Origin of the sequence: Micromonospora carbonacea (assembly GCF_014205165.1) — a bacterium.
Classification (GTDB): Bacteria; Actinomycetota; Actinomycetes; order Mycobacteriales; family Micromonosporaceae; genus Micromonospora; species Micromonospora carbonacea.
This window is the reverse complement of record NZ_JACHMZ010000001.1, coordinates 6,766,059-6,783,274: the sequence shown is the minus strand read 5'-3', so window position 1 is coordinate 6,783,274 and position 17,216 is coordinate 6,766,059. Positions and strand designations below refer to the sequence as shown.

Annotated in this window: 15 protein-coding genes; 6 read left to right on the top strand and 9 right to left on the bottom strand. The window is 75.0% G+C overall.

Annotated elements, in window-relative coordinates; genetic code table 11:
- Positions 1-13 precede the first annotated feature (13 nt).
- Positions 14-2,926 (top strand): AfsR/SARP family transcriptional regulator, encoded by a 2,913-nt coding sequence (locus HDA31_RS28380; protein ID WP_178062906.1) that lies wholly within the window; start codon positions 14-16, stop codon positions 2,924-2,926.
- A gap of 136 nt (positions 2,927-3,062) precedes the next feature.
- On the opposite strand, the gene HDA31_RS28375 is transcribed toward HDA31_RS28380, so the two are convergent.
- Genes HDA31_RS28375 through HDA31_RS28365 form a run of 3 tightly spaced genes read right to left on the bottom strand, consistent with a single transcriptional unit; the run spans position 3,063 to position 5,973 of the window.
- Entirely contained in the window at positions 3,063-3,884 is an 822-nt protein-coding gene (locus tag HDA31_RS28375; protein WP_178062907.1) for an ABC transporter ATP-binding protein, read from the bottom strand.
- A gap of 44 nt (positions 3,885-3,928) precedes the next feature.
- Positions 3,929-4,951, bottom strand: a complete 1,023-nt coding sequence (locus HDA31_RS28370) for a FecCD family ABC transporter permease (protein WP_178062908.1) — start codon at positions 4,949-4,951, stop codon at positions 3,929-3,931.
- Positions 4,948-5,973: a FecCD family ABC transporter permease gene (locus HDA31_RS28365; protein ID WP_178062909.1), complete on the bottom strand. Its 1,026-nt coding sequence runs from the start codon at positions 5,971-5,973 to the stop codon at positions 4,948-4,950. The genes HDA31_RS28370 and HDA31_RS28365 overlap by 4 nt, the downstream gene beginning before the upstream one ends.
- A gap of 102 nt (positions 5,974-6,075) precedes the next feature.
- On the opposite strand from HDA31_RS28365, the gene HDA31_RS28360 reads away from it, so the two are divergent.
- Both HDA31_RS28360 and HDA31_RS28355 read left to right on the top strand, forming a co-directional pair.
- Entirely contained in the window at positions 6,076-7,125 is a 1,050-nt protein-coding gene (locus HDA31_RS28360; protein WP_178062910.1) for an iron-siderophore ABC transporter substrate-binding protein, read from the top strand.
- Complete coding sequence (locus tag HDA31_RS28355; RefSeq protein WP_178062911.1) at positions 7,122-8,033, top strand: siderophore-interacting protein; 912 nt, start codon at positions 7,122-7,124, stop codon at positions 8,031-8,033. Before HDA31_RS28360 ends, HDA31_RS28355 begins: the two co-directional genes overlap by 4 nt.
- Here HDA31_RS28355 and HDA31_RS28350 read toward each other — a convergent pair.
- The gene (locus tag HDA31_RS28350) at positions 7,975-9,012 is read right to left on the bottom strand and encodes a LacI family DNA-binding transcriptional regulator (RefSeq protein WP_178062912.1); all 1,038 of its coding nucleotides are present in this window, start codon (positions 9,010-9,012) and stop codon (positions 7,975-7,977) included. The two genes, HDA31_RS28355 and HDA31_RS28350, sit on opposite strands and share 59 nt — an antisense overlap.
- A gap of 74 nt (positions 9,013-9,086) precedes the next feature.
- On the opposite strand from HDA31_RS28350, the gene HDA31_RS28345 reads away from it, so the two are divergent.
- Positions 9,087-10,079 carry a P1 family peptidase gene (locus HDA31_RS28345; RefSeq protein ID WP_178062913.1) on the top strand — a complete coding sequence of 331 codons (993 nt, stop codon included), beginning with the start codon at positions 9,087-9,089 and terminating at the stop codon, positions 10,077-10,079.
- A 43-nt stretch (positions 10,080-10,122) separates the two neighbouring features.
- Here the strand turns inward: HDA31_RS28345 and HDA31_RS28340 are convergent, their stop codons facing one another.
- The 3 genes from HDA31_RS28340 to HDA31_RS28330 all read right to left on the bottom strand — a co-directional run bounded on the left by HDA31_RS28340 (position 10,123) and on the right by HDA31_RS28330 (position 12,119).
- A complete protein-coding gene (locus tag HDA31_RS28340) occupies positions 10,123-10,752 on the bottom strand; it encodes a class I SAM-dependent methyltransferase (protein ID WP_178062914.1) in 630 nt (209 codons plus the stop codon).
- A complete protein-coding gene (locus tag HDA31_RS28335) occupies positions 10,749-11,750 on the bottom strand; it encodes an alpha/beta hydrolase (protein ID WP_178062915.1) in 1,002 nt (333 codons plus the stop codon). The genes HDA31_RS28340 and HDA31_RS28335 overlap by 4 nt, the downstream gene beginning before the upstream one ends.
- 63 nt (positions 11,751-11,813) lie before the next feature.
- On the bottom strand, positions 11,814-12,119 hold the full coding sequence (locus HDA31_RS28330; RefSeq protein ID WP_074475517.1) for a putative quinol monooxygenase: 306 nt from the start codon (positions 12,117-12,119) through the stop codon (positions 11,814-11,816).
- A gap of 327 nt (positions 12,120-12,446) precedes the next feature.
- Between HDA31_RS28330 and HDA31_RS28325 the strand changes: the two genes are divergently transcribed.
- Positions 12,447-13,049: a ferritin-like domain-containing protein gene (locus HDA31_RS28325; protein WP_178062916.1), complete on the top strand. Its 603-nt coding sequence runs from the start codon at positions 12,447-12,449 to the stop codon at positions 13,047-13,049.
- On the opposite strand, the gene HDA31_RS28320 is transcribed toward HDA31_RS28325, so the two are convergent.
- Positions 12,985-15,750, bottom strand: coding sequence for an ATP-binding protein (locus HDA31_RS28320; RefSeq protein WP_178062917.1), 2,766 nt, complete (start codon positions 15,748-15,750; stop codon positions 12,985-12,987). The genes HDA31_RS28325 and HDA31_RS28320 overlap by 65 nt on opposite strands.
- Before the next feature lie 139 nt (positions 15,751-15,889).
- Positions 15,890-16,798, bottom strand: coding sequence for an AraC family transcriptional regulator (locus HDA31_RS28315; protein WP_178062918.1), 909 nt, complete (start codon positions 16,796-16,798; stop codon positions 15,890-15,892).
- A 94-nt stretch (positions 16,799-16,892) separates the two neighbouring features.
- Between HDA31_RS28315 and HDA31_RS28310 the strand changes: the two genes are divergently transcribed.
- On the top strand, positions 16,893-17,198 hold the full coding sequence (locus HDA31_RS28310) for a hypothetical protein (protein ID WP_178062919.1): 306 nt from the start codon (positions 16,893-16,895) through the stop codon (positions 17,196-17,198).
- The last annotated feature ends 18 nt before the right edge of the window (positions 17,199-17,216 follow it).

The following is a 17,216-nucleotide window of genomic DNA, read 5'->3' as shown; positions in this document are numbered from 1 at the left end:
GGGGCGAGAGCTGATGGAGTTCACGATTCTGGGTCCCACCGAACTCACGGTCGACGGTCGGGCGATCCCGCTGGGGGCGGCAAAACAGCGTGGCCTGCTCGCCGTCCTTCTCTATCACGTCGGCGATCCCGTGCGGGTCGAGACCATCGTGGAGTTTCTCTGGCAGGATTCCGCTGTCCATGCCCGACGCCCGCTGCTCTACACGCTGGCCAGCAGGTTGCGGTCGACCCTGCGGCTGGTCGGCCTCCAGGATGCCCTGGTGCGGGTGCCCGGCACGGGCGCGTACCGGTTGGCGGTGGATCCGGAGCTGGTCGATTACCACCGGTTCCTGCGATTGACCGCCGAGGCGCGACAGGCAATTGATCGACATCAGCATGATCGGGGAATTGCTCTGCTCACCAGGGCAATCGAGATGTGGCGGGACGACCCGCTCGCCGACCTGCGCGGCGCGCGTTGCGAACACCTGCGGCGGGATATGCGGGAGAAGCAATTCAGGGCGGAGAAACTTCTGGCGGAGAGTGAGTTGGCCACCGGCCGGCACGAGCGGGCGTTGACCCGGCTCGAACCATTGCTGATCGAGAACCCGATCGACGAGGGGCTGGCCCGATTGTGGGCCGCCGCACTGCATGCGGCCGGTCGTACCCACGATGCGCGGGACTTTGTCGCCGCCTACCGGCGGCGCTATCGCCGGGCGATGCGAACCGATCCGGCGCTGGACCTGGCGGCTCTCGAAACCGCCGCGCCGGCGCGGAGCCAACCCGCCGCTGCGGACACAGCCGTGTCGATGCCCCGGCAGCTGCCGAACGACGTACCCGACTACACCGGGCACGCTGCACTGCTCGACGAACTGGACGCTCTCGCCGCCGGCGACGGCATCGCGAAGGCGGTCGTGCTGACCGGGATGCCCGGGGTCGGCAAGACGACCCTCGCCGGGCACTGGGGGCATCGACGGCAGAGCTGGTTCCCGGACGGGCAGCTCTACCTGAACGCGGAGGCGCACGGACCGGCCCCGCCGGTCCGCCCGCAGGAGGCGCTGCACCGCTTCCTCGTCGCCCTCGGCGTCCCGGCCGAGCGGGTGCCCGCCGAGTCCGAACGACGCCTCGAGCTGTACCACCGCCTGATGAGCGGGCGGCGGATGCTCGTCGTGCTCGACAACGTCGTCGACTCCGACCAGGCGCGGCAGCTCCTGCCCCGCTCCGAGGCCAGCTTCACGGTCGTGATCAGCCGCAACCGGCTCCCCGGGCTGAGCGTCCGGCACGGCATCCGCAGCCTCACCATCGCGCCGCTGTCGCACCTCGAACGACAGCGCATGCTCGGCCGGATCGTCGGAGCACGACGCACCGGCGCGGAGCCCGCGGCGCTGGAGACGCTGGCCAGACTGTCGGGCGGACTGCCGCTCGCGCTGCGGGTGATCGGCGAGCACGTGGGCTCCCGGCCCGACAGGCGGCTCGGCGACCTGGCCGACGAACTGGCCGGTCGGCTGCTCGACGTCGAGGGCGACGACACCGACGAGATGACCCTGCGGACCGTCTTCGCCTGGTCGGTCAACGCGCTCGACCCGATGCCCGCGCGGCTCTTCCTCGCGCTCGGCCTCTTCCCGGGCAGCACCATCGGGGCCGAGGCCGCCGCGGCGATGCTGGCGGTGGACGTCGCCGGAGCCGAGCGGGCCCTCGACCGGCTCGCCCGCGCCCACCTGGTCGACCACGACACCGTCCGCCGCTACCGGATGCACGACCTGTTGCGCCAGTACGCCGCCGACCGGGCCGGGGAGGACGTGCCACCCGAGCAGCGCCGCGCGACGCTCCGCCGGCTGCTGGACTGGTACCTGCACACGGCCGTCACCGCCGTTGGCCTGCTGGCGCCGGGCCGGCCGGCCGTTCCCGACCTGCCCGAGCCGGGCGGGGTGACGCCGATGACGTTCGTCTCCGACTGTGCCGCCCTGCGCTGGTGCGAGGTGGAACGGACCAACCTGCTCGCCATGGTCCGTCGCGCGGCGGCCGAGGGCTTCCACCGGCACGCCTGGCAGATCGTCGACACCGTCCACGAGGTCTTCGACCGGTCCGGCGACCAGGAGGACACGCGGGAGATCTTGCGAACCGCCCTCGACGCCGCGACTGCCGACGGTCATCACCTGGGCCGGGCCGGCACCCTCGTCAACCTCGGCGCCAGCTACTTCACCACCCACGACTACCATCGCGCCGGCCGCCTGTTCACCGAGGCCCTGCGCCTCGCCCGGGAGAACGGCTGCGCCGACCTGCAGCGGGCCTGTCGGCACAACCTCGCCTCCGTACAACTGCGCACCGGGTCGATCCGCACCGCCATCGACACGTTCCACGAGGTGCTGACCGACTGCCGCGCGGTCGGGGAGGCCCCCGGGGAGGCGTACGCCCTCCACAACCTCGGCGATGCGCACCACCAGCTCGGGCACCGCGACGAGGCGCGTGCGTTCTACCGGCAGGCCCTTGTCGTCTGGGACCGGGTCGGCTCGCTGCGTGGACGAAGCCTCACCCACGTCCGGCTCGCCGAACTCAGCCTCGAGGCGGGCCAACCCGAGGTCGCCCTCGCCCAGGGCCGGGTCGCCCTCGGGCTGCACGACCGGGTCACCGACGACAGCATCCGGTGCGACGCCCTCACCATCTCGGCCGAGGCCCAGTTGCGTCTCGGGCGGCACCGCGACGCGCTGGCCGACGCCGCCCTGGCGCGGGCCGTCGGCGACGAACTGGCCGACCCGCTGCGGCAGGCGCGCGCCCTGGTCGTGTCGGCGGAGGCCCTCAGCGCGGCCGGCGACCACGACGGCGCCCTCGTCCGGGGCCGGGAAGCCCTCGGCCTCCTCGACGACACGGACCACCCGCAGCGGCAGGCCGTCCGGGACCGGCTCGCCATGTACCACGACCACCCGGGACGGAGGGAGGAGCGGTCGGCGTGAGCCTCCCGGGCGGCGGCCCGGATGCCGTCGGCCGGGCGCGTCGAACGGGCATGTCGAACGGGCGCGTCGAACGGCCCGGCGACGTCGTTGCCGGGGAGCTACGCCGCCGACGGCCGGTGCCGTGCCGGTCGCCTGGTCACCCGCCCGCCGGCGCGGGACCGGTCGGGCGGGGACGGGAGGGCTCGGGGAACACCGCGGGCGTGCCCGTCACCGGGTCGGGCACGACCCGGCAGCGCAGCCCGAACACGTCGGCGACGAGGTCCGGGGTGAGCACCGCCGACGGGGGACCGGTCCTGGCGACGTGGCCGTCGCTCAGCACCACCAGGTCGGTGGCGTAGCGGGCCGCCTGGTTGAGGTCGTGCAGGACGGCGACCACGGTCCGGCCGCCGGCGTGCAGGTCGGCGAGCAGGTCGAGCACTTCGTACTGGTGGGCGATGTCGAGGTAGGTGGTCGGTTCGTCGAGCAGCAGGATCGGGGTGTCCTGCGCCAGCAGCATGGCCAGCCAGGCGCGTTGCCGCTGGCCTCCGGAGAGCTCCGCGAGCGCCCGGTCGCCGAACTCGGCGGTCCCGGTGGCGGCCAGCGCCGCGGTGACCGCCCGCTCGTCCTGCGCCGTCCAGCGGCTCAACGCCGACCGGTGCGGGTGCCGTCCGCGCAGCACCAGATCGGTGACGGTCATCCCGGCCGGCGCCTCGACGCCCTGGGGGAGCAGCCCGACGGTGCGGGCGTACTGCCGCCGGCTGTAGCCCCAGGCGTCGCGGCCGAGGACGGCGACGCGGCCTCCGCTCGGCCGCAACACGCGGGCGACGGTGCGCAGCAGGGTCGACTTGCCGCACCCGTTCGGTCCGATGAAGACGGTGAAGCTTCCCTCGGCGACCCGCAGGGTGACGTCCCGGCAGACGGTGCGGCGGTCGTAGCCGACGGTGACCGAGTCCAGCTCGATCGCGGGTGGGGCGGTCATGGTTGCCTCCGGGGCGGCGGATGCGGTGCGGGACGGGGGCCGGCTCACCAGGACCGCCCCCGCCAGGTCCAGGCCAGGACGAGGGCCAGGTAGCCGCCGCCGAGGACGCCGGTGACCGCGCCGACGGGCAGTTGTTGCCCGGGGACGAGCCGTTGGGCGAGCTGGTCGGCGGCGAGCAGCAGGGCGGCGCCGAGCGCCGCGCTCGTGGTCACCAGGGGCGCGGCGACGCGGGTGAGCCGGCGGGCCAGGTGGGGGGCGGCCAGGGCGACGAAGCCGACCGGCCCGGCGCCGGCGACGCCGACGGCGGTGAGCGCGACCGCGAGGGCCGTGGCGGTGAGGCGCTGCCGGCGCACGGGTACGCCGAGGCTGAGGGCCTTGTCGCCGCCGTTCTCGACGAGTCGCAGCCCCCGGGCCACCAGCACGGCGGGCGGCAGCAGCACGGCGAGTGCGCCGAGCAGCAGCGGCAGGTGGTGGCCGCTGCCGTTGAGGCTGCCGACGAGCCACACGGCGGCGTTCTGCGCGTCGGTCACCTCGGCGCGGGTCAGCAGGTACGCGTTGACGGAGGTGAGCAGGGCGGACAGGCCGATCCCGACGAGGATGAGGCGCTGTCCGGTCCCGCCGAGCAGGAGCGCCGCTCCGGCCACGGCGGCGCCGCCGAGCACCGCGCCCACCGCCGGGGTGAGCCGGTCGTCGCGCAGGACCAGCAGGACGACGAGCGCGCCGGTGGCCGCGCCGACGGTGAAGCCGACGATGTCGGGGCTGCCGAGGGGGTTTCGGCTGGCGCTCTGGAAGAGGGCGCCGGCCGCGCCGAGGGCCGCCCCGACGACGAGCGCGGTGCCGATCCGGGGCAGCCGCAGCTCGAAGAGGACGAACCGCAGGCCGGGGCTGCCGCCCCCGGTCAGCGCCGGCCACAGTTCGGGCAGCGGGGTGGCGTACCGGCCGCTGGCCAGGGCGGCGACGGCCACGCCGGCGCTGAGCGCGAGCGCGACGAGGCAGGCGAGGGCGGCGCGGCGGGTCTGCCGACGGAGCGCGCGTCGGCCCGGCCCGCTGGTGGGGACGGTGATCATGGTCGGGGGATCCTCCGGGCGCGGACCAGGGCGATGAACACGGGGGCGCCGATGGCGCCCATGACGATCGCGACCTCGATCTCACCGGGGCGGGCCAGGAGCCGGCCGAGCACGTCGGCGGTGACCAGCAGGATCGGGCCGAGCAGGCTGCTGTAGGCGACGACCCAACCGAGCCGGGGGCCGCAGATCGCGCGGGCGGCGTGGGGGACGGCGAGCCCGAGGAAGCCGATGGGACCGGCCACGGCGGTCGCGCCGCCGCAGAGCAGGGTGGTGGCGGCCAACGCGAGCGCCCGGGTGTGCCCGGGGCTGACGCCCAGGGCCGCGCCACTGTCGTCGCCGAAGCGCAGCACGTCCAGCGGCCGGATCACGGCCACGGTGACGGCCAGACCGGCGAGCAGCGCGGGTGCCGCCGTGAGCAGGGCGGACAGCGGCTGGTCGGCGAGGCTGCCGACGGCCCAGAACCGGTACCGGTCGAACGCGGTCTGGTTCAGCAGGGTGACCCCGGCGACGACGCCGGTCAGGCAGGCGCCGACGGCCGCGCCGGCCAGGACCAGCCGGCCGTCCTCGGCCGTGCCCGGGCCCCGGGTGCCGCCGACGACGGTGACCAGGCCGGCGGCGACGCCCGCGCCGAGCAGGGCGAGCATGAGGTGGCCGCGTTGGCCGGTCACCCCGGCGAGGATGCCGACCACCACCGCGGCGGCGGCGCCGGCGTTGACGCCCAGCAACCCGGGGTCGGCGAGGGGGTTGCGGGTCAGCGCCTGCATGAGGACGCCGGCCAGCGCCAGGGCCGCTCCGACGCAGATCGCGATCGCCGTACGGGGTAGCCGGACCTCCCAGACGACGAGGCTCGCCTCGCTGTCGCCCTGGGCGACGAGTTCCCGTAGCACGGTGCCGGGCGTCAGCGGCAGGGCGCCGACGACGAGGCTGGCGACGATCGATGCCAGCAGGGCGAGGGCACAGGCGAGCAGCCCGGCGGCGAGCAGGCGCGGGCGGCGTAAGCCGGTGGGGGTGGCTACCGACACTGTGACTCACTTCATGGTGGAACGTTCCATCGCTGGCTAAGGTAAACCTACCCTAAGCCCCATGGGAATCTCGTTTCGCCGCCCCTCAGAGGATCGAATGCCATGTCACACGCCCGCCCACGCCGGCTGAGAACACTCCTGACCGCCGCCACACTGGCGCTCGTCACGCTCGTGGCCAGCGGTTGCGCCGGAGAGGAGGCGGGCCCGGCCGACACGGCGTCCGGATCGGCCGGCGCCGCGTTCCCCACCACGCTCACCCACGCCTTCGGCACGACCACCATCGCCGCCAAGCCCGCGCGGATCGTGGTGGTGGGCCTCAAGGAGCAGGACTACTTCCTCGCCCTCGGCGAGGTGCCCGTCGCGATCCGCGACTGGTACGGCAACATGCCGAACGCGACCTGGCCGTGGGCCCGGGAGCGGCTCGGCGGGGCCAAGCCGGAGGTGCTGGCCCGCGCCGAACTCGACTACGAACAGATCGCCGCGCTGCGCCCCGACGTCATCGTCGGGCTCTCCTCCGGCATGTCCCGCCAGGAGTACGACCTGCTCGCGAAGATCGCCCCCACCGTCGCCCAGCCGGCGGGGGACGGCAGTTGGGCGGTGACCTGGCAGCAGATGACCCGGGCCGCCGGGCAGATCACCGGCCGCACCGCCGAGGCCGAGACGCTCGTCGCCGACCTGGAGAAGCGGATCGCCTCCGTCGCCGGCGCGCAGCCCCGCCTCAAGGGCGCCCGCACCGCGTTCGCCTCCACGTACGAAGGCCAGTACTACCTGTTCAGCCCCGAGACCACCGCGTCGAAGGTCCTGCTCGACCTCGGGCTGACCATGGCGCCCGAGGTGACCATGCTCACCGACAACGCGAACCAGTCCGCCACCATCAGCCGCGAACGGTTCGACCTGGTGGACGTGGACGTCGCCGTCTGGTCCGAGGCGGCCACCGACCCCGGCGTGACCACCCTGCTCGGCGACCCGCTCTACACCCGGCTGGACGTCCGCGCCCAGCGCCGCGAGGTCTTCCTCGGCACCGAGGCCAACGGCGCGCTGGCGTTCTCCTCCGTGCTGAGCCTGCCCTACGTGCTCGACAAGATCGTCCCCGCGCTCGCCGCCGCGGTCGACGGCGACCCGGCCACCGACTCGGAGTTCAGCGCGAAATGACCGACACGCTCACCCGGCCCGGCTTCTGGACCGCCACCGTGCACGAGGTCCGGCGGCTGACCCCGCACCTGCAACGGGTCGTCCTCGGCGGCCCCGACCTCGCCCGCTTCCCCGCCCTGGGCCTGCCGGACGAGTCGGTGACGCTCTACTTCCCCCGCCCCGGCGAGCCGGCCCCGCCGCCGATGACCCTGCGCGGCGACGTGTGGGGCTACCACGACGAGCAGCACCCGCCCACCGGTCGCAACTACTCCGTCCGGTCCGTCGACCCGGTCGGGGCGCGGCTCACCGTCGACTTCGCCCTGCACGACCACGGCTTCGCGACGTCCTGGGCGCAGCGGGCCGAGACCGGCGTCGGTCTCCTGCTGTGGCGTTGCCGCGCCTGGTTCCGCCCGCCGGCGGACACCCGGTGGCTGGTGCTCGCCGCCGACCTCGCCGGGCTGCCGGCCGCGACCCGCATCGTCGCGGAACGGACGCCCGGCGTACCGGTGCGGGTGCTGGTGGACCTGCCGGACCTGGCCGACGCCCGGGACCTGCTCGCCGCCGCCGGCGGCGACCCCACGGTGCAGATCGACGTGCGGGTCGGGGTCGGCAACGGCCACGGCCCGGGCAGCCTCGTCGACCGGCTGCGGGAGACGGCCCTGCCCGACGGCCCCGGCTACGTCTGGGTCGCGGGGGAGGCCGGCGAGTGCCGCCAGGCCCGGTCCGTGCTGCGCACCGTGCACCGCCTGCCCCGCGACCGCGCCGTCTGCGTCGGCTACTGGCGCACCGACGCGGCCGACTGGGAACACCGGTACGCCCGCTTCCGTCCCCTCCTCGACCAGGTCTACCAGGACGCCCTCGCGGCCGGGCTCAACCCGGTGGAAGCCGGTGACCGGATGGAGGAGGCACTGGAACGGATGACCCGGTGACCGGCTCGGGCCCCCGGGTGGAATCCCGCCACCACAGGCGCACCGGGTGCTCGTAGACCCCACCCGGACCGCCGCCGACCAGGTCGTCGAGCAGGTCGGCGCAGCGGCGTCCGGCGTCCAACGGCGACAGGTCAAGCGCGGTGATCGGCGGTTGCCCCAGCCGCAGGGCGCTCGACTCGGTGGCGCTCGCCAGCAGGACGTCCCGCCCGACCCGGCGGCCCAGCCGGTGCAGCACCTGCACGGCCAGCGGCGCGGTGTCCACCGAGGCGCACACCAGGGCGTCCACCCCCGGCCGGGCGAGCACCTGTTCGACCGCCCGGGACACCTCCGCCGGCGACGGCACCCACGGATGCTGCGCCGTGACGGCGGCGACGCCGTGCCGGGCGCACCAGTCGCGGTGTCCCGCCGCGAGCTGGGCCGCCCAGTCGCCGGTCTCCGGCGGCACCACCAGGGCGGGGCACCGGGCGCCGGCGGCGGCCATCCGGTCCAGCAACCCGGTCAGCGCCCGGCGGTGGTCCGCCCAGAGCACGACCTCCGGGCGCATCCCGTCCGGGGGACGTTCGAAGCACACGACCGGCATGCCGCCCCGCATCAGGACCGGCACGAACTCGTCGTCCTGGTGCGGGTCGGCCACGATCACCCCGTCGAGCGCCCGCGGCGACCGGCGTTCGGAGGCGGTCAGGATGGTGACGTCCCGGTCGCGGGCGGCGGCGCGCTCCATGATGCCGAAGACGAACCGCATGTAGAACTCCGAAGTGGACGGCACGCCGGGAACGTAGACCCCGATGGTGCCGGTGCGGCCACCCCGCAACTGCCGGGCCGCGCGGTTCGGGACGTAGCCCAGCTCGTCCATCGCCGCGCGGACCCGCTCCCGGGTCGCCTCGGAGACCCGGCCGGAACGCGACAGCACATTGGAGACGGTGGACTTGCCGACACCCGCCCGGCGCGCGACGTCGTGCAGCGTGACCGGACGGGGCATCAGCCCAGTCTAGGGAACCGGGCGCCGGCCGGGACACGGCACCACCACACCCCCCACGGAAGACGGTGACCCTCATGTCCAAGCACCATCCGGCCCCGCCGCGTGCGACGTCGCCCGTCGGCAACGACCATCGGCGACGACCCGCCGTGCTCGGTGCGGCGGGCGACGGGTGGGTCGGGTTCGACCTGCCCGGCGTCGGGATCGGCACCGCCGAGTATTCCGACGGTCCGACCGGCGTCACCGTCCTGAGCATCCCCGGCGGCGCGCGTACGGCCGTGGACAAGCGGGGCGGGGCCGTCGGTGTCAGCGGCGGGTTCCCGTACCACCATGCGTTGTGCTTCGCCGGCGGGTCGAGCTTCGGTCTCGCCGCCGCCTCCGGCGTCTACGACGAACTGCTCCGCCGCACCGGCTACGCGACCGACTTCGGCAGCCTGCCGGTGGTCTCCGGGGCCGTCGTCTACGACTTCACCCCCCGGGACAACGCCGTCTACCCGGACGCCCAGCTCGGTGCGGACGGGCTGCGCGCGGTACGCGCCGACGGCGTGGCCGTGGGCAGGGTCGGCGCCGGGGTCGGCGCGACCGTCGGCAAGGTCGACAACTCCCGCGCCGAGTGGGGCGGGCAGGGTGCGGCCTTCGCCCGGATCGGCGCGGCCCGGTTGCTGGTGCTGACGGTGGTGAACGCGATGGGCGTGATCGTCGACCGCGCCGGCGACGTCGTGCGGGGCAACCTCGACCCGGCGACCGGCCGGCGTCGCCACCCGGCCGAGGACTACGCCGAGCTGCTCGCGGCGGCCACGCCGGACCTCGCGCCGGTCGGCGGCAACACGACCCTGACCGCCGTGGTAACCAACGTCCGGATGAGCGACACCGAGCTCGCCCAGTTCGCCACCCAGGTGCACAGCTCCATGCACCGGGCGATCCAGCCCTTCCACACCATCGCCGACGGCGACACCCTGTTCGCCCTGACGACCGACGAGGTGACGGTGCCCGCCCCGTCGCTGCGGCTGGGCACGGTCGCCGCCGAACTGGCCTGGGACGCCGTCCTCGCCAGCGTCGCCGGCCCGTGACGGGGTGCCGCCGCGCCGGCCGGGACGGCCCCGGTGCCGCCGCTCAGCGGGCCAGGGACACCAGCGTGCGCGGTCGCGCGGCGACCCGGGGCCGCCGGCAGAAGTACACGAACGCCGGCGGCACGTTGGCCCACACGGTGCGGCCGGTCACGACCTCCTCGAACCGGTCGCCCAGCGCCTGCCGCAGTCGCCGGGCGGCCGGGGCCCAGCGGGCGAACGTGTAGCCGAACGTGGTGAACGCCCCGTCCGGGGCGAGCGCGTCGGTGACGGCGTGCAGCAGCTCGTCCTGCTGGCCCCCGGCGAAGGCCGCCCACGGCAGCCCGCTCACGATCACGTCCGCCCGGCGGGGTCCCCGCCGCGACAGCACCGCGCCGAGGTCGCGGGCGTCGGCCACGGCGACGTCGACCCCGGGGTACCGGTCGGCCAGCAGGCCCGCGAACCGCTCGTTGACCTCGACCGCGAGGTGGTGACCCCGGCCGGCGAGCCGGCGCTGGATGGCGGCCGTGAACGCGCCGGTGCCGGGGCCGAGTTCGACCACCAGCGGCTCACCGGCGTCGGGCACGGGCGCGGTGACCAGATCGGCCAGTGGCTGGCCGCTGGGGGCGACGGCGGCGACGGTGAGCGGGTCGCGGAGGAACTCGCGCAGGAACTCCGCCCGGTTGTTGCCGCTCATCGCCCGGCCTGCTGACCGGCGAGCTGCGGCTGGTCCGACCCGGCCGGGGTGAGGAGCCGGGCGAGCCAGTCGGTGCGGGCGCGGCGGGCCTGGGCCGAGATGCGCGCCTGCGGGTACAGGGCGTCGAAGCCGTGGAAACCGCCGGCCCAGACGTGCAGCTCGGCCTGCCCGCCGGCGGCCCAGATGCGGGCGGCGTAGGCGACGGCCTCGTCGCGGAACACCTCGGCGGTGCCGGCGTCGACGTAGGTGTCCGGCAGGCCGGACAGGTCGTCGGCCGTCGCGGGGGAGACGTGCCCGGGCACGTCGTCGTCGGCCAGGTCGCCGAGCACCGACCGCCAGCCGAACTCGTTCATCTCGCGCGTCCACACGCCGGGTTCGCCGGAGTACTGGCGGCTGGAGGTGGTGTCGTTGTGGTGGTCGAGCATGGGGCAGATCAGCACCTGGGCGGCGATGCCCGGGCCGCCGCGGTCGCGGGCCAGCAGGGCGACCCCGGCGGTGAGACCGCCACCGGCGCTGACCCCGGCGACGATGATCCGGTCCGGGTCGACGCCCAGCTCGTCGGCGTGCGCGGCCACCCAGAGCAGGCCGTGGTAGCAGTCGTCGATCAGGTTGGTGCCGGTGGCCTCGGGGGCCAGCCGGTAGTCCACGGAGACCACGACGGCGCCGAACAGGTCGAGCCACTCCAGGGGGATGTCGATCTGGGAGAAGCGGTCGCCCATCACCATGCCGCCCCCGTGCATCCAGTAGACGCACGGGGCCGGCCCGGTGCGGTCCCGGCCGGCGGGGCTGAAGACGGACAGCGGGATGTCCGCGCCGTCCGGGCCGGCGATGCGGACCTCGCGCCGGTCGATCGCCCGGCCGTCGAGCAGCGGCTCCACGGGCATCGACGAGAACTGCCGGATCTGCGGGAGCACCTCGCGGTTGAGTTCGGGCACGAGCGGCATGTCGGCGAGGAGGGCGCGCAGCTCGGGGTCGACGGGGGGACGTGTCAGTGCCATGAGGGGTTTCCTGTCGTGTTCGAGGTGGACGAACGGGAGGGGCGGTGGACGGACGGGCGGGTCTCAGATGGCGGCCTTGCCGCCGACCGGCACCTCGTCGAGGTACGTCGACTCGCCGTCGAGCAGCGGCTGGAGCTGGGCCACCAGGGCCTGCGCCGCGTCCGTGGCGAAGAACCGGTGGTGCGCCTCCTCGGTCGTCCAGCCCTCGGTGACGTGGACGACGTCGGCGTCGGCGGCGGACCGGCCGACCAGGAAGACGACGCAGTCGTCGTTGGTGAGCGACGGCGAGGCGAGCAGGAAGTCGACCAGCTCGTCGCCCTTGCCGGGGCGGGCGGTCATGGTGGCGTGGAAGCCGTAGCTGACGGTCATCGGGCACTCTCCTCGGCGGCGGCCGCCGGATCCGGCGGCGACGGTGTTGCCTGGCTGGGCTCCACTCTCGGGGCCGCCCGGCCGGCCCCCATCAGTCATCCGACTTCCCAGTTCGGGCCACCGCCGGCCGGTGACCTAGCCGGACGTGCCGGAACCGGGCAGGCCGGCGCCCGGGTGGGGCCGGCGACGCGGGCGGAGCCGCCGGCCGGGCCGCGCCCCGGTGCGCCGGGGCACGGCTGCGAGGACCCTCCGCCGCCGGCACCTCGTCCCCGGGTTAGGTCATTCGACAGATGCGCAGGTCGAGAGCCCCGCCGCACCATCGACGGCGTGACGCCATCAGGACGGGAACACCCCGCATCGCCGCCCAGCGTGCTGCGGATGCGCGAGGTCCGCGACCGGGCCCTGTTCGACCTCGACGACGGGCCGGTCACGCCGTCGAACCGGGCCGACCTGACGGCGACCACGCGCCTGCTCAACGTGTTGCTGGCGAGCCTGGTCGTGTCCTCGTTGCAGTACGAGCAGCACGCGCTGGCCGTCCGCGCCCCGTCGGCCCGGCCGCTCGCGGAGCTCCTGTTCGCCGGGGCCGACCGCGACCGTGGCGACGCCCGGCTGGTCGCCACCCGGATCCGGCAGCTCGGCTGCGCCGGCGACTACGACCCGCAGCACCTGAGCGCCCGGTCCCGGGTCGCCTTCCGGGCGTTCCCCGACGGTGACGTCGTCGGCATCGTGACGCAGAACCTCGTCGGGGCGCGGATCCTCGTTCAGACGTTGCAGGAGGCGGTGCGCTGGATCGGCGACGACGACCCCACCACGCGGCGGCTCCTGGAGCGGCTGCTCGAAGCGAAGGAGACGCAGGCCGACGAGCTCAGCGCGCAGCCTGCCCAGCAGCAGGCGGCGACAGCGCGTCCCGGAGCGCGGCCCGGGACGTGACGCCCAGCTTGGGGAAGATCCGGTACAGGTGGGCGCCGACGGTCCGGTGGGACAGGTACAGGCGCTCGGCGATCTGCTTGTTGGTCATGCCGCTCGCCGCCAGCTCCGCGATCTGGAGTTCCTGCGCCGTCAGCGCGGTCAGGTCACCCCGCTGCCGGGGGACCGGGCGGTGACCGCCGGCGCGCAGTTCCCCTTCCACCCGGTCGAGCCAGGGCTCGGCCGCCAGGGCGGCGAACCCGTCGCGCGCGGCGAGCAGGTGCCGCCGGGCCTCCGTCGCCGACCGGGTCCGCCGCAGCCGCTCCCCGAGGGCCAACCGCACCCGGGACGCGTCGAACAGCCACCGCCGGGTCCCGGCGTCGGCCAGCAGGGCCTCCAGGCGGGTCACCGACTCGTCGTCGTCGAGGACGAGAGCCTCCGCGCCGGCCTGGAGCAGGGCCATCCGGGGCGACAGGGCGGCCACGTCCGCGTCCCGCATCGCCCGGACGTGCGCCCGGGCCTCGGCCGTGCGCCCGGTGCGTACGGCTGCCTCGACCAGGTCGAACATGACCCAGGTGCAGTGCGGCACGTGGGAGGCGAGCACGCCGGGCGGGCTCATCGCGGCGGCGTGGCCGAAGGCGGCGTCGTAGTCGCCCTGCCCCATGGCGGCGAGCACCCGGGGGTGCTGCGCGAACAACGCGGCGGCGGCGACGCCCCGGGGCAGCGCCCAGTGGGTGATCTCGTCGGCGAGCGCGTACGCCTCGTCGAACCGCCCCCGGCCGGCGGCGAGGATCGCCCGGTTGTACCTGAAGTACCACGCGAAGAACGAGAAGCCGCTGGTGTCGCAGATCCGCTGGCCCTCGGTGGCGAGTTCCCCGGCCTCGTCCCAGCGGCCCGTCAGGAAGTCGTCGAGGCACAGGTGCATCAGGGCGCCGAGGTGCCGGCGGGGCGCGCCGCCGTTGCGCCCGTGCTGGACCAGCCGCCAGGACGCCTCCCGCGAGTCGCCGAGACGGTCGAGATACACCGAGGCCGTGCCGATCCGCACGATGCGGGTGGGGTCGGCGTCCTCGGTCAGCGTCCGCAGCACCGCGTCGATCCGGCCCAGCGCCGCCTTCCCGGTGCGCACCGGGTCGGCGAAGCTGTCGCTCGCCAGCGCGAGCACGTCCGGCGGCCGGGGCTGGATCCGGCGCAGCACCGCGAAGAAGGGCTCCCAGTACTCCGGGGTGCTGCCGTACCAGCACAGCAGCAGCAGGGTGTGCATGGCCTCGACGAGCGCGGGGTCGTCGGCCCGGTAGCCGTGGTCGCCGGTCTCGATGGCGCCCGCCAGCAGCCGGTGGGCGGTGTTCACGTCGCCGTCCCCGTTGATCATGAGAAAGGCGGTCGCGTTGGCCGCGTGCAGGGAGCTGGCCGAGTCGGGGGCCGCCCGCCTCGCGTCGGTCAGCAGGATCTTCGCGTCGTCGATGGTGCCGCTGGCCTCCGCGCCGATGTACGCGGCCTCGGCGAGCCGCCGCCCCCGGCCGGCGCTGGTGGTGCTCAGCTCGGCGGCGCGGACCAGGGCCGCCACCGCGGCGAACCCGTCCCCGCGCCGCATCACCCGGTGCGCCGCCTCCTCCAGGAGCTCCGCCACCACCTCGTCCGGGCCGACGGCCGCCGCCGCGAGGTGCCACGCGCGGCGTTCCCCGTCGTCGGGCAGGGCTCCGGCGAGGGCGACGTGCGCGGTGCGGCGCTCCTCGTGGGTGGACATGGCCACGACCGCCGACCGGATCAGCGGATGCCGGAACGCGATCCGGGCCGTGGCGTCGTCCACCCGGACGAGCTGCGCCCGCTCGGCGGGGGCCAGGTCGGCCAGGCTGGGCTGGTCGGGCAGGGCGGCGCGGAGCACCCGGACGTCGCCGGTGCCCTCGAAGGTGGCGAGCAGCAACACCCGCCGGGTCGCCTCGGGCAGCCCGGTCAACCGGGCCGCGAAGATCGCCTGCAACCGGTCGCTGAGGGGGACCACCTCGGGTTGCGTCTCCGTGCGCCGCACGGAACCCAGCAGCGTGGCGGGCAGCTCCATCAGCGCGAGGGGATTGCCCTGGGCGAGGTCGAGCAGGCGTCGGCGCACCCGCGCCGGCAACTGCGGGTGGCGGGCGTCGACCAGCCGCCCCGCGGCCTCGTCGTCGAGCGGCCCGACGACGTGCTCGGCCAGCCCCCGCAGGTCGAGGAAGCTCACCGAACCCGTTCTGGTCGACGCCAGCAGCCCGGCCCGGCGACCCGCCAGCCGCCGGGCGACGAAGCCCAGGACGACGGCGCTCGCCCGGTCGAGCCAGTGCACGTCGTCGACCACCAGCACGACCGGGCCGTCGACCGTGAGCTCCGTGACGAGCAGCAGGGCGGCGTTGCAGACCAGGAGGACGTCCGGGGGCGTGCCGACGCCGAAGCCGAGCGCCACCGACAGCGCCTCGCGCGGGCCGGGCGGGAGGCGGTCGAGAGCCGCGTACGCGGGCAGCAGCAACTCGTGCAGGCCGGAGTAGCTGACGTCGGCCTCGAACTCCGACCCGGACGCCCGCAGCACGCGCATCCCGTCCGCGAGGGCGAACTCCATCGCGGCGGTCATCAGGGCGGACTTGCCGACCCCCGGCTCGCCGCAGATCAGCCGCGCGCCGCCGCCCTGGCGTACACCGTCGAGGAACTCGGCGAGCTGCGCCAGGTCGGCGCGGCGTCCGAACAGTTCGCTACCGGCCACCCGTACCTCACGTGCCCGTCGTCGTCCGTCGGCCCCGGCCGACCTTGCCTTCTGTCCGGGCAGGCTACCGGGGACGTTCCGCCATCCGGACGTCCGTCCGGCAGGCGGGCAGGATCGCGCAAGGAAACGCGAGTTCTGGTCAACTGTCGTGGGACGTGACCCGCGGGGCGGTCCGGGCGTGCAGGCGGGCCGCGTCCTGGCGGGGCGGGCCCCCGAACTGCCGGCGGTATTCGCGGCTGAACTGTGCGGGGCTCTCGTAGCCGACGCGGCGGCTGACCCCGGCGATGTCGCCGGGGCTGGCGGCGAGCAGCAGCCTCGCGCGTTGCAGGCGGATCTGCTTCTGGTACTGGATCGGGCTCATCGAGGTGACGGCCTGGAAGTTGCGGTGGAACGCGGAGACGCTCATCCCCGCCTGCTGCGCCACGTCCTCGACCCGGAAGGGCTGCGCAAAGTTGTCGCGGATCCACTGGACGGCCCGGGCGACGTGGCTGAGGCTGCTGTCGGGCAGGCCGAACTGGCGCAGGACGCCGCCCTGCTCGCCGGTGAGCAGCCGCCAGATGATCTCCCGCTTGATCAGGGGCGCGATCATGGGAATGTCGCGGGGCTGGTCGAGCAGGCGCAGCAACCGGACGGCGGCGTCGAGCAGCTCGACGGGGGCCCGGCTGACGGCCAGGCCCGCCGGTGTGTCGGCGGCAGGCTCCGGCAGGCCCGCCGGGTCCGCCTGGAGCAGCACCTCGGCGACGGCCGCCGGGTGGAGGGTCAGGCCGAAGCCGAGCGCCGGCTCCTCCGGGCTGGCGCGGGCGAAGTGCGCGGTCACCGGCAGGTCGACCGAGGCGACGAGATAGTCGCCGGCCTGGTACTCGTACACGCGGTCGCCGAGCGCGAACCGCTTCGTGCCCTGGGCGACGAGGGCCAGCACCTTGCCGTAGGTGGTCGGCGTCGGCGGGTTGGGCCGGTCGGCGCGGAAGATACGGACATCGGGGATGCCCGTGCTCAGGTCGGGCCGGGCATGCCGGGCCAGCAGAACGCGCAGCTCGTCGAGTGGCATGCCCACCATTGAAGCACCGTGACCAGGAGCGAGGCCCCGGTCGATCCCGCCGCGAGCGGCGGATGGATCGCCCCCGACGGGGGAAGCGGAGGACATGCGGATCAGCAGCGCGCCGGCGGTGGCGGCGTCGAGCGAGGAGACCGGCCCCGACGGGGTGCGCCGGCCCGGCGGCGAGGTGCACGCCTGGCTGCCCGGGCAGAACCAGACCCTGTGCGGGCTGCCCCTGAGCAGGGCCGGGCTGCGCCGCTTCCCGCACGTCCGCTTCGACTACTCCCCGACCGACGTGCTCACCGCCGCCGACGCGGTGGGCCACGTCTGCCCGCGCTGCCTGGCCGCCACCGGGCGCAGCCGGGACCGCCGGCAGCGGCAGAGCTGGGTACGCACCTCCCCCCGACCCTGACGCCCCGCGCGGTTCGGC